The sequence below is a fragment of the Acinetobacter sp. Leaf130 genome (assembly GCF_001423205.1).
GTDB classification, from domain to species: Bacteria; Pseudomonadota; Gammaproteobacteria; order Pseudomonadales; family Moraxellaceae; genus Acinetobacter; species Acinetobacter calcoaceticus.
This window is the reverse complement of record NZ_LMOE01000001.1, coordinates 1,405,185-1,418,053: the sequence shown is the minus strand read 5'-3', so window position 1 is coordinate 1,418,053 and position 12,869 is coordinate 1,405,185. Positions and strand designations below refer to the sequence as shown.

11 protein-coding genes are annotated in these 12,869 nt (G+C 35.9%); 7 read left to right on the top strand and 4 right to left on the bottom strand.

Annotated elements, in window-relative coordinates; all coding sequences use genetic code 11:
- Window positions 1–12 precede the first annotated feature (12 nt).
- The gene (locus tag ASF86_RS06150; RefSeq protein WP_056480506.1) at window positions 13–729 is read left to right on the top strand and encodes an SGNH/GDSL hydrolase family protein; all 717 of its coding nucleotides are present in this window, start codon (window positions 13–15) and stop codon (window positions 727–729) included.
- Between the two features lie 19 nt (window positions 730–748).
- A complete protein-coding gene (locus ASF86_RS06145; RefSeq protein ID WP_056480505.1) occupies window positions 749–1,843 on the top strand; it encodes a YheT family hydrolase in 1,095 nt (364 codons plus the stop codon).
- Window positions 1,844–1,906: 63 nt separating this feature from the next.
- Here the strand turns inward: ASF86_RS06145 and ASF86_RS06140 are convergent, their stop codons facing one another.
- Both ASF86_RS06140 and ASF86_RS06135 read right to left on the bottom strand, forming a co-directional pair.
- A complete protein-coding gene (locus ASF86_RS06140; protein ID WP_005040122.1) occupies window positions 1,907–2,752 on the bottom strand; it encodes a metal-dependent hydrolase in 846 nt (281 codons plus the stop codon).
- A 244-nt stretch (window positions 2,753–2,996) separates the two neighbouring features.
- Window positions 2,997–3,470, bottom strand: a complete 474-nt coding sequence (locus ASF86_RS06135) for a hypothetical protein (RefSeq protein WP_005040124.1) — start codon at window positions 3,468–3,470, stop codon at window positions 2,997–2,999.
- Window positions 3,471–3,693: 223 nt separating this feature from the next.
- Here ASF86_RS06135 and ASF86_RS06130 point away from each other — a divergent pair, with 223 nt between their 5' ends.
- From ASF86_RS06130 to eno, 3 genes are all read left to right on the top strand, one after another.
- The gene (locus tag ASF86_RS06130) at window positions 3,694–5,331 is read left to right on the top strand and encodes a CTP synthase (RefSeq protein WP_005046707.1); all 1,638 of its coding nucleotides are present in this window, start codon (window positions 3,694–3,696) and stop codon (window positions 5,329–5,331) included.
- Window positions 5,332–5,361: 30 nt separating this feature from the next.
- Window positions 5,362–6,219, top strand: coding sequence for a 3-deoxy-8-phosphooctulonate synthase (gene kdsA / locus ASF86_RS06125; protein WP_003652054.1), 858 nt, complete (start codon window positions 5,362–5,364; stop codon window positions 6,217–6,219).
- 61 nt (window positions 6,220–6,280) lie between these two features.
- Window positions 6,281–7,570 carry a phosphopyruvate hydratase gene (gene eno / locus ASF86_RS06120; protein ID WP_056480502.1) on the top strand — a complete coding sequence of 430 codons (1,290 nt, stop codon included), beginning with the start codon at window positions 6,281–6,283 and terminating at the stop codon, window positions 7,568–7,570.
- A 216-nt stretch (window positions 7,571–7,786) separates the two neighbouring features.
- Here eno and ASF86_RS06115 read toward each other — a convergent pair whose 3' ends face one another.
- Window positions 7,787–8,464 carry a DUF421 domain-containing protein gene (locus ASF86_RS06115; RefSeq protein ID WP_056480499.1) on the bottom strand — a complete coding sequence of 226 codons (678 nt, stop codon included), beginning with the start codon at window positions 8,462–8,464 and terminating at the stop codon, window positions 7,787–7,789.
- 367 nt (window positions 8,465–8,831) lie between these two features.
- Here ASF86_RS06115 and ASF86_RS06110 point away from each other — a divergent pair, with 367 nt between their 5' ends.
- Complete coding sequence (locus ASF86_RS06110) at window positions 8,832–9,209, top strand: hypothetical protein (RefSeq protein WP_045431246.1); 378 nt, start codon at window positions 8,832–8,834, stop codon at window positions 9,207–9,209.
- Between the two features lie 215 nt (window positions 9,210–9,424).
- Here the strand turns inward: ASF86_RS06110 and ASF86_RS06105 are convergent, their stop codons facing one another.
- Window positions 9,425–10,105, bottom strand: a complete 681-nt coding sequence (locus tag ASF86_RS06105; RefSeq protein WP_056480493.1) for a hypothetical protein — start codon at window positions 10,103–10,105, stop codon at window positions 9,425–9,427.
- A gap of 428 nt (window positions 10,106–10,533) precedes the next feature.
- Between ASF86_RS06105 and ASF86_RS06100 the strand changes: the two genes are divergently transcribed.
- Window positions 10,534–12,729 carry a TonB-dependent siderophore receptor gene (locus ASF86_RS06100; protein WP_056480491.1) on the top strand — a complete coding sequence of 732 codons (2,196 nt, stop codon included), beginning with the start codon at window positions 10,534–10,536 and terminating at the stop codon, window positions 12,727–12,729.
- Window positions 12,730–12,869 lie beyond the last annotated feature (140 nt).

The following is a 12,869-nucleotide window of genomic DNA, read 5'->3' as shown; positions in this document are numbered from 1 at the left end:
GAGGTCATTAGAATGTGGTTAAAACTTTCAACATTAGTCTTATTGCCTGTATTATTTATACAAGGGGCAAAGGTTCGTAAGAATACACCACGTCTATTAGAGGCCATCGGCGAGCGTGAAGGTCTGTGCGGACGCGGAAGACCTTTGTCATTGCTTATTTTAGGTGATTCTGCAGCGGCAGGTGTTGGAGTTGAAACACAAAAAGATGCTTTATCTGGCGCAATTATTTCTGAGTTGCAAGATGAGTATTCTTTATGCTGGAAACTTCATGCAAAAACAGGTGATACAACCAAGCAGGTTTTTCAAGCTCTACAGTATTTAGAGCAGCAAAATTATGATGTTGTAGTCACATCTATTGGTGTTAATGATGTGACAAAACTAACCTCAGCAAATCTATGGTTAAAACAACAAAAGCAATTATTTCAGCAAATACAGACGCGTTTTCAACCTAAACTCATTATCGTATCTGGTGTGCCGCCAATGCAACATTTTCCAGCTTTGCCGAATCCATTGGCTTGGTTATTTGGAAAATATGCGGAGCAAATGAATCAGGCATTATATAAATGGTTAGAATCACAAAACCAATTTAGATTCATTCAATATGATATTGAAAGTTTTCAAGCGATGAACTTACCTATGGCAAGTGATGGTTTTCATCCAAGCAAAGAAATTTATGCAATTTGGGGGCAGCAGGTTGCAGCATTAGTGCGGCAATCATTTAACTCATAATCAGAGGTCGTGATTGGATATGGGCATATCTACTTTAAATAAAATTAAAGCTTTCGGTTCAGAATTTTTTGATTCGGTGCTGGGTGCTGAACAACCAAAAGTCTATTATGACCCACAAGGGAAAATTAAAGATGTTTTGGATAAATTGCCCCAACTTAAGCAAAAATATCGTCCTACGCCATGGTTAAGTAACAATCATGTTCATCTTTTATATTTCGATATTATTAGAAAAAAAACCATCAAGCTTGAATATGACCGTATTGATCAGCTCACCATGAAAGATGGTGGTGTAACTGCGATCGCATGGTATGGCTATAATCTTCCAAAATCTACTCCTACAGTTGTCATCATGCATACCATTACAGGAACACCTGAAAGTATGCGTGAACTGGTGAAAGATTTACATCAATATACGGGGTGGAGAATAGCGCTTTGCTTACGCCGTGGGCATGCTGGTTTACCAATGCCTGTACCACAGATTTCTCTTTTTGGATCAACAAGTGACCTTAAAGAGCAGCTTACGCATATTCAAAATTTGTTTCCTGAATCAGATCTGTACGCTGTCGGCTCCTCTGCTGGCACAGGATTGCTGGTTCGTTATTTGGGAGAGCAAGGCACTGACACACCATTTAAAGCTGCTTTTGCAATGTGTCCCGGCTATAACACTGAGATTGGCTTTAAAAATGTTCATCCCTTTTATAGCAAAATGATGACTAAAAAGTTATTCAAATATTTTATTCATCCTTATCAAAGTACTTGGAACCAGATTTCTTCTTTAGAAAAAGTTCTAGCGACGACTAGTCTGGAAGAGTTTGAAAAAGAATACTTTGAAATGGCTGGCTTTCAGGATTATCAAAGTTATTGTCAGGCAATTAATCCAATTTATGTATTTGAAAATGTCAAAATTCCATTAATGATTCTTAATGCTGAAGATGATCCGGTATGTTCTATTAAAAATTTAGAGCCTTATAAAGAAACTATTCAGCAAATGAGTAATATTGCAGTTGTAACCACTAAAAAGGGAAGTCATTGTGGTTTTTACGAGGGTTGGAAAAGTACCTCTTGGGCTGCCAAATTAATGGCGAATTATTTTATGGTTAATCATAAACAATGACGGTGTTGCTGTAATAAATTAAATAAAGCCCATCTATTGAATGGGCTTTATGATTTTATCAGGTCAAGATAAAAGCAATTTTGGATCTTTCAGTCCAATTTTGATTTTGGTACTAGCAACGAGGTCTTTTTCATCTGTTTGGTTAGGGTGGAAATCAAAGCGATAATAGTCAAAAAATTTAGGGATTAATGTTCTATATTGTTTGTTAGCAAAACTAAAGAAATTACGCCAAGAGTTGAAATTTAGAAGTTGGTGATCTCGTTTCATAAGAACGAATTGATAAATTGTTGTGAAGCCTGTAATTAAAAATAAACTTAAAGTAAAGACTGTAATGCGAGGGAGATAGGCGCTCAGTCCACTTCCATATAAGTGTTGATAAAGATCAAAGGCGACAGCTTTATGTTCTGTCTCTTCAATGCTGTGCCATAACCATAAATTACGGATCGTTGAGTCTGTCATTAATTCATTAACAGACTGCATCATGTTAACCACAAGTACCGCGGTATAGTGTTCTAAGCCAACTGTTACGAGCAAATTCCATTTTTTACTAAAAACTTTTTCAATACTTTTTAAAACGATACCAGTTGCTTTTTCCAAAGATTCGGGATCAAGGCCATGTTGCTGGGCGCTGACATGAAAGGCATGATGCTCTTTTGAATGCATTGCTTCTTGACCAATAAATGCGCTGATTTCGCGATCTAGAATTTCATTCGACTTTGCTTTAGCACGTAAGGCTCGAACTGAACGAACAAAATATGATTCACCCTCAGGGAACAATGTAGATAAGCCTGTAAAATAATGGGTAAGAGAGGGTTCATTATTACACCAGTAACGAGGTGTATTTTCAAAATTATAGTCCATACGACGGACTGGAAATGAGGCGGGTACGCGATTTGATACAGTAGTCATTTTAAGCTCCAATCTTCTTTTAATTAAGGTTCCAAAAAGGAACTTGTTAAAAAACTACATCTCAGCGTGAGTAACGTCAATAATTTTTCAGGGGGAATAAGTAGATTGTCCTAAATTGATATCTAGGAAAACTTTAAAGACAAATTAGAAAGAGAAAGGTAGAACTGATTATTGAATTGATAATTTTAATAATATTTAAAAAGCCCAAATCAACTGTTCAATTTGGGCATATTCATACGGGAACTTAGTTTTTAAGCGCTGGTGTAGCAGCAGCAATCGCAGCGGCAACAGCATCATCTTCAGTTTGAGATGGTTCAGCTGGTTTAGCCGGTTTTGATTGAACTTTCTCAGGCTTAGGCTCTGGTTTTGGCTCAGGCTTAGGTTCCGGTTTTGGTTTCGGTTCTGCTTTAGGTTGCTCAGAAGCTGTTGTTTGTGAACTTTGATCAGATTGGGCAGGACGAGTTTCACGGCGAATTTCAGTTGTGGTATTCGCTGTTTCTTCGTGATGAACTTCAACTTGCGTTGGTTCCTGCGTTTGAGCTTCTTCAGTTTTAACGCTTTCTAAAGACTCAAATTTTGCAGGTTCAGCAGGCTTAGGTTCTGAAACAGCAGTTTCAACCTTTTCTTGCTCTTCTTCTGGTGTTTCTTTTTTGACACATGCGGTTAACAATAGTCCAGCTGCAATTGCAGCACAGATTAAAAGTTTTTTATTTGCCATTGTCCTAAACAACATTTAATTGAGGAGCTGGCATTATAACAGCAAAAGAGAATGAAAAAATCATGTGAGATGGACCTAATTTTTTATTAAAAATGCTGATAGAATAACCAGTTGTTTAATGATCTTTGAATTGATGCGGTTTGACTTTGCTTTATAGGGGCAGAGTAAAGTAAAATTGCCCAACATTGTAGGCCGATTTCGGCTTGATTGTACGAGAAACTTAATGACCCATTTTATTTTTGTTACTGGTGGTGTGGTTTCATCGCTAGGTAAAGGTATTTCTGCTGCTTCAGTTGCTGCACTTTTGGAAGCCCGTGGCTTAAAAGTCACAATGGTTAAAATGGATCCTTACATTAATGTCGATCCGGGGACAATGAGTCCTTTCCAACATGGTGAAGTTTTTGTCACAGAGGATGGTGCCGAAACTGATCTAGACTTGGGTTATTACGAACGTTTCTTACGTCGTGCGAAAATGACCAAACTGAATAACTTTACAAGTGGCCGTGTATATCAAGATGTTCTAAATAAAGAACGTCGTGGTGACTACTTAGGTGGTACGGTTCAAGTTATTCCACATATTACTGACAATATTAAAGAACGCGTACTTCGCGCAGGTGAAGGTTACGACGTTGCAATCGTTGAGATTGGTGGTACGGTTGGTGATATCGAATCACTTCCATTTATGGAGTCAGTTCGTCAGTTAATGGTTGAGCTTGGTCATAAACGTACCATGCTGATGCATTTAACTTTGTTGCCATATATCAAATCTGCGGCTGAGTTAAAAACCAAGCCAACTCAACATTCAGTGAAAGAATTACTTTCAATTGGTATTCAGCCAGATATCTTAATCTGCCGTACTGAATATGATGTAGATGTTGATACTAAACGTAAAATTGCATTGTTCACTAACGTGGAAGCGCGTGCCGTTGTGGTATGTAAAGATGCGAAAACGATTTATCAAATTCCACGTACATTCTATGAGCAAAACGTTGATGACCTCATTTGTGAACGTTTTGGATTTAATGATCTTCCGGAAGCAAACCTAGAAGATTGGGACAATGTAGTCGAAGCATTACTTAACCCAGAATACACTTTACGTGTAGCTATGGTTGGTAAATATGTTGAATTACCAGATGCTTATAAATCTGTGAATGAAGCATTATTACATGCAGGCATCAAAAACCGTGTGAAAGTACAGATTGACTATGTCAATGCTGAAGAACTTGAAAGCCAAGACGTTTCTATTTTGCAAACAGCTGACGCAATCTTAGTCCCAGGCGGCTTTGGTGAGCGTGGTACTGAAGGCAAAATGAAAGCTATTCAATATGCACGTGAAAACAAAGTTCCATTCTTGGGTATTTGTTTAGGCATGCAATTGGCTGTAATTGAATATGCACGTCATGTTGCAGCTATGCCAGAAGCATCTTCCACAGAGTTTAACCGTTCTACAAAGTATCCATTGATTGGTTTAATTACTGAATGGTTAGATGAGCGTGGAGAGTTACAACAACGCAGCGTAGAATCTGATTTAGGCGGAACTATGCGTTTGGGTGCACAAAAATCTGAATTGGTTGAAGGCACTAAAACGCGTGAAGTCTATGGTAAAGCAGAAATCACTGAGCGTCATCGTCACCGTTATGAAATGAATAACCGTTTCATTGAGTCGATTGAACAAGCTGGTATGAAGATTTCTGGCTATTCTTCAGCACAACATTTGGTTGAAACTGTAGAAATTCCTGAACATCCTTGGTTTATTGCTGTACAATTTCACCCGGAATTTACAAGTTCACCACGTGATGGACATCCATTATTTGCTAGTTTTATTGACGCTGCGAAAACACAGCATCAAAAAAGTAAATAATGCGATTTTAAATAAACTGGGAAAGTTTAAATGTCACAATTAAAACCACAAGAAGTTGTACGTTTAGGCGATATACAAATGGCAAATCATTTGCCATTTGTATTATTTGGCGGAATGAACGTACTTGAGTCAAAAGATTTAGCTTTCGAAATTGCAGAAACTTATGTTGATATTTGCAAACGCTTAGACATTCCTTATGTATTTAAAGCGAGTTTCGATAAAGCAAATCGTTCTAGTCTGCATTCGTTCCGCGGTCCTGGACTTGAAAAAGGTATTGAATGGTTAGGCGATATTAAAAAACATTTTAATGTGCCTATCATTACCGATGTTCATGAACCACACCAAGCTGAAGCAGTTGCAGAAGTAGCTGATATTATTCAGTTACCGGCTTTCTTAAGTCGCCAAACTGATCTTGTTGAAGCGATGGCAAAAACACAAGCTATTATTAATATTAAGAAAGCTCAGTTTTTGGCACCTCATGAAATGCGTCATATCCTAAATAAATGTTTAGAAGCAGGAAACGATAAACTTATTCTTTGTGAACGTGGTTCAGCATTTGGCTATAACAACCTTGTTGTAGACATGCTTGGCTTTGACATCATGAAAGAAATGAATGTGCCTGTTTTCTTCGATGTAACACATGCGTTGCAAACTCCTGGTGGTCGTGCTGATTCGGCAGGTGGTCGTCGTGCTCAAATTACAACTTTAGCACGCGCTGGAATGGCAACTGGCTTGGCAGGGCTGTTCTTGGAAGGTCATCCAGACCCAGAACATGCAAAATGCGATGGACCTTGTGCGTTACGCATGTCGCAGCTTGAGCCATTCTTGGCGCAAATAAAAGAATTGGATACTTTGGTTAAAGGATTCAAAAAGTTAGACACCCATTGAGTTTTTACTCATTTACGCTGCTTTAATCGCAGCTCATATTCATTCAACAGAGGAATTGTTCATGAGCCAAATCGTTGACATCCGTGCACGTGAAATTTTGGACTCTCGTGGTAACCCAACCATCGAAGCAGACGTAATTTTAGAATCTGGGGTTGTTGGTCGTGCATGTGCACCATCTGGTGCTTCAACTGGTTCTCGTGAAGCTTTAGAACTACGTGACGGTGATAAATCACGTTACTTAGGTAAAGGCGTTAAAACTGCGGTTAACAACGTAAACACGATTATCCGTGACGCTTTAGTGGGCAAATCAGTATTTGAACAAAAAGACATCGATAATACGATGATCGAACTTGATGGTACTGAAAACAAAGAAAAATTGGGTGCAAATGCAACTTTGGCTGTGTCATTAGCTGCTGCACGCGCTGCTGCTGATGAAAAGAAAATTCCTCTTTTCCAATACATCGCTGACTTACGTGGTCAAAAGATTTTGACTATGCCTGTACCAATGATGAACATCATCAATGGTGGTTCACATGCAGACAACAACGTTGATATTCAAGAGTTTATGATTGAGCCAGTAGGCTTCACTTCATTTGCTGAAGCATTACGTGCAGGTGCTGAAATCTTCCATTCACTAAAATCAGTTTTAAACAAAAAAGGTTTAAACACTGCTGTAGGTGATGAAGGTGGTTTTGCACCAAACTTGCGTTCAAACGAAGAAGCAATCACTGTTATTCTTGAAGCTATTGGTCAAACTGGTTACAAAGCTGGTTCTGATATTATGTTGGCGCTTGACTGTGCATCTTCAGAATTCTATAAAAATGGTCAATATGTTCTTGCGGGTGAAGGCAATAAAGCATTCACAAGCAATCAGTTCTCTGACTATTTAGCAGGCCTTGTAAACCAATATCCAATTATCTCAATTGAAGATGGTTTAGATGAATCAGATTGGGAAGGTTGGTCTTACTTGACATCTATCCTTGGTGACAAAATCCAATTGGTTGGTGATGACCTGTTCGTTACAAACCCTAAGATTTTACAACGTGGTATTAATGAGAAAGTAGGTAACTCTATCTTAATCAAGTACAACCAAATTGGTACTTTGACTGAAACTCTTGATGCAATTTACCTTGCTAAAGAAAATGGTTATACGACTGTAATTTCTCACCGTTCTGGTGAAACAGAAGATTCAACTATTGCTGATTTGGCAGTAGGTACAGCGGCTGGCCAAATTAAGACTGGTTCACTTTGCCGTTCTGACCGTGTTTCTAAGTACAACCAATTACTTCGTATTGAAGAATTGACTAAAGCTGCTTACCGCGGTAAAGCTGAGTTTAAAGGTTTAAACTAATCTTTAAATAAAAAGTTAAAATTAGTTTTTTAACATTTTAAGGTGCTATTTCTCTATTTTTAATAGGAAATAGCACCTTTTTTAATGCTTAAAAGATGAGTTACTTTTTCATTTTCTAGTGATTCTTTTATTACACCTCAAAAAATGCAAAAAAACTGGTAACTACAGCATTTTCAAAAACCTCATGTCAGACATTTATAATACTCAATTCTTTTACTATCCTAGTCGACGGGTTTTTAAAGACTCAGCCCAACTATGATGTTTGCAACGAGAACACTCTTGATCAATTTTATTTAGAATTTTAGTTTCACCACATTTCATACATGAATAAAAAGTATTGATTTTAAGTACGTCAGCTTTGCAATAAGCATCGGGGAATAGTGGTAATCCCCATTTTACTTCTTCATCTTCATAGTACAGTAAGCTAAGGATGCCGTCGGATTCCAGTAAAGCTGTTCTCACTTGACCTAAATGTTCAACATTTTGTTGTCGCATCTCTGAGAAAAACTCATCATGTGAATATGATTGTTTCTGGAAATCTTTGTAGACTAAAAGTCCATCTTTGACCACGCAAAGCGCTTTTCCTTCTAATAGATCTTCAATTTTCTTATGCTTCACCATGGCCCAAGTTACAAGACGGTAGAGAAAAAGAATAACGATAAATGCGACTAAAGCATGTACTATAGGTAAGTCCTTGGTAAACATGGGATCACCCGCCGCCGAACCTAAACATAAAATAATTGCGAGTTCAAAAAGAGAGAGTTGGCGAATACCTCGTTTACCTGATAGTCTTAAAAAACTAATAATAATGATGAACATGACGAAACATCGAACCAAAATTTCCAAAATAAAGGTCCAAGTCGTGTCACCTATGAAAATATTAAAAAAATCCATTTTTTCTCCTTTTAATAGGTGGATGAAGTCTTTATAAAATTCTTAGCAAATTAAAAATAGAAAAAATATACTTTTTAAGTAGTTATTGGTTAAAAATTCGAACTCTCTGTGATTCTGTATAGATTTCATTTTCAAACTATGCATTAGAATAAACATATAGCGTGGGTTTTAATTGTAGATAAATAGCAAGACAGAATGATTGTTGACGTTGTCAAATAGGATGAAAGTATATTTATTAGAATTTTAGTTTTAAATGTCTTTTTCTTTATTGGCTAGGAATTACGGCACTTTATTCTTCCAATATCTAATATTAATAGATATATGATATGTTTTAATATTTTTTGGATTCTATGAGGAATTTTATATCATGAGAAAGCAATATCATTTTAGAAAAATTGAAAATGATACTTATATTTGGGATGTGGATAATTTAGTAGAGTTAACTAGAGATTTTAAAGTAAAAGAAATTTTACTTTCAGAAATAAAAGAATTAAATGAACCATATTGGTATCCAGATTCTCATCCTACTACTCAAGATATTATTAATCATATGCTACTAATTCAAGAAGCAGATTTGTCTTATCCAATAATAATATGTTCACAGGGTAGAATAATGGATGGTATGCATAGGGTAGGGAAAGCGAAAATTTTAGGTAAGGATAAAATATGTGCTGTACAATTTGATAAGGATCCCCAGCCAGATTATATCAATGTTGATGAAAATGATCTTATCTATGATGATTAATTATTTAGTTTCCATAATTTTTATATTTAGAAATATAGAATTTATTAAAATTTTTTCTATGTTTAGGATTAATTAAGGAAAATTTATTTAGCTACGGATGATACAGAGGATTTTGCTTATACTGTTTTATTTTTAATCTCAATTATTTTAGGTTCTATTAAAAGCAAGCCAAAATTTTGAGGAGGATGGTGGCTTATAACATCCATTAATATACTTTACTGACAATTCGGGCTATACGGAATGGCATCTAAACGTTTTTGAAAAGCACTGGCATTCAGTATATTTTCATACATTTGTTGATATGTTTTTTTGTGATCTTCAATGTTGTGATAATCAATAATTTCTTGAAGTTTATCTCTATATTCGATATGGCCGGCATGGAACATTGCTGCATAATGTCCCCACAATGCATATTGATATCGTACAGCTGCCTTCGGAATTAAATTTATTTCGTTTAAATAGCTATGGGCCGTTTTTTCATAACATTCTTTTATTTCATGAGCATCTTTTTTCATTTTTCTTAAGAAAATGCATTGCATCTCTTGTAGTTGTGAACTATCTGTTTTATTTAGAATTTTTTCGGTAACTATATATGCTCCTTTAAGGCAACCTAAGTGAATAAGTACCTTGCGTTTGGTTTTTAAAATATCTAAATTATTATCGCTAGAGGGAATTTTTTTTAATAAGTTTTTAAATTTTAAATGGGCAGTATCTGGATCTTGTCCAGCTTTTAGTGTGTATACAATATCATTATATTCAAATATATAGGGGGTAGCTGATGTATGTTGTGTCTGATTACTCTCCATATTAAGTATTTTTGAAGGTCTATCATCAGTAGGATTATTACAGGCACTTAAACCTAAGCTTGCTAAAGAAAATGCTAAAATTTTATGCACTACAGTTTATACCTTTATTCTCTTTTATGAGATTTATGAAGAATAATAAAATATAAAAGAAAATACTGTGTAGTTTTTTATTTCTCATGTTCTTGAGCAGTTCCATAGTCAATTTGAATTTGAAAATTGGTTTATATATTTTTGAATCAATAATATAAAGCTCATGGCTGCAGCACCATGACTCAACAAGATGAGTATTCAATCCGTTAGACATCCAAATTTTGATGTGTGGATAGCGATTCTGTGATTTATGCAATATTGATTAGTAAATCATATTAAACAAATAAGAATAATTATTAACTTAAAGTTGATAGCAATTATCATTCGTGTTAATTTTTGTGCCGAACTTCTACTACTGTGTAACAAGGAACAAGGTAGTGGAAGGCTAAAAATATGGTTCAGCACATTAGTTATTATGGAATTTTCTTATGTACAATCCGCCCTTTAGAAAAGCATTTAAAGTTCACCCTTTAGTACTTTCTATGGCTTTGACGATACCTTCATTTGTTTATGCAGAACAACCAACCGAAACAGCCACTTTAGCAACGATAAAAGTACAAGCAGAACAAGAAAATCCGGCTGTTACTGAAGGCTCGGGCAGCTATACAGCAAAAAGTTCAAATACTTCTACAAAATTAAATTTATCTCTTCGTGAAACTCCTCAATCGGTCAAAGTTTTAACCCGTGAATATTTAGATGATCGAAAAATCGATTCCTTTCAAGATTTAATGAATAATATTACGGGTGTTTCGACCTCACGTACTGATGAGCGCCAAAAAGTTTATGCACGTGGTTTTGAGGTGGACTATTACTTAATAGATGGAATGCCGAGTACGATTAATTTAGGTACAGGGGACCTTGATTTAGATATTTATGATCGTGTTGAAGTAGTTAAGGGGGCCAGTGGTCTAACCACAGGTGCGGGGAATCCAGCGATGGCGCTGAACATGATTCGGAAACATGCAAATTCAAAAGAACTCACTGGTAATGTCAGCACATCATTAGGTTCATGGAACTCTTGGAGTAGTTCGGCAGATATTTCTACACCGCTTAATGCTGATAGTTCATTGCGTGGTCGCATGTTTGTAAAACATTCTGATGAAAAATCATTTATGGATTTTTATGAGAAAGAACGGAATGTATTTTATGGTGCGGTTGATTATGACTTGAGTGATAAAACAAGCATGTCGCTTGGTGCAACTTATCAAGAATTACATCGTGATGGTATTCGTTGGGGCGGCACACCTGCTTTTTATACTGATGGGACTCGTACCAATTTTTCTAGGAGCTTAACTGTAAGTGCACCTTGGACTTATTGGGATGTGAATACAACTGCAGTATTTGCAAACTTAAAGCAGAATTTATTTAATGAGGTTAATTTAAATGTTGCTTATACCTTCCGTAAAGAAGATACGGACTCCATGTTGCTATATACAGCTGGAAAAGTAGACAAGGCAACCAATACCAGTCCATTAGAAAATCCAAATGATAATCAGAAGAATAAACCTGATTATGTTTCTGTATATAGCGCAAAAGCTGCAAATGAAGAAAACAATATTGATGTTTTTATCAATGCTCCATTTACGCTTTTTGATCGTCCACAAGAAATCATTATTGGTGGATCTTGGAATAAGAATGAGAAAACAAAGGATATTTTTGGTGGATCTAACACAGACCAAGACATTGAAAAATATTTAGGTGGACCACTTAACTATAATGATATGGCTCAAGAGTTGCTTCAACCAGTAGTATTAAATGATAAAAATGCACTAAATGAAACTATACAAACTGCCGCATATATTGCCGGAAAATTTCAAATTTTTGATCCTTTAAAAATTATTGCTGGGGCACGTTTATCTAACTGGGAATATAAATCTGAAAATGATAAAGGTAACCGTGAATTTAACAATGAATTAGCACCATATGTTGGCGCTATTTATGATTTTGCCCAAGATCATTCTATATATGCGAGTTATACAGAAATTTTTAAACCTCAAGAACGTAAAGATATAAATGATCAATATATAGATCCGATTACAGGTAAGAGTTATGAGGCTGGCTTAAAGAGCGAATGGTTTGGAGGGCGTTTAAATACAGCATTATCAGTATTCCGGATCAAGCAGTCTAATTTTGCTGAACTCATACCTGACAGATTCATTATTCGCAATGGTACACAAACTACAGAGCAGGCCTATCGAGCTGTAGATGGGGTTGAAAGTAAAGGTTTTGAGTTTGAAGCTGATGGCGAGATTAACGACAATTGGGGTATTAACTTTGGTATTGCTAATTTTGAAGCAAAAGATGCAAAAGGCACAAAGGTTAATACGACAAACTCTCGAACAACCTCGAATCTATTTGTTAAGTACAAACTTGATCAATGGAGTGCAGGACTTGGTTTAAATTATAAGAGTAAATACTATACAGGTAGTGGAAGCTCTCGTATTGAACAAGATGCGTATGTTTTAGCAAGTGCGATGCTTGGCTATCAAGTAGATAAAAATATCAAACTTCAATTTAATATCGATAATATTTTTGACGAGAAATATTATGAAGGTATTGGTGCTAACTCAATGAATTGGGGAACACCACGAAATGCAACGTTGAGTGTTCGTTATAATTTCTGATTTAGACTCTCATAAGCAGTCGATTTATAAGAGCCCTTTAATGAGGGCTTTTCTATATTTACTCAGCATAATTTCATCATACTTAGACTGGTGTTTAGGTGCATAGATTGATTTATAAGCAATTGTACTTATAAATATTA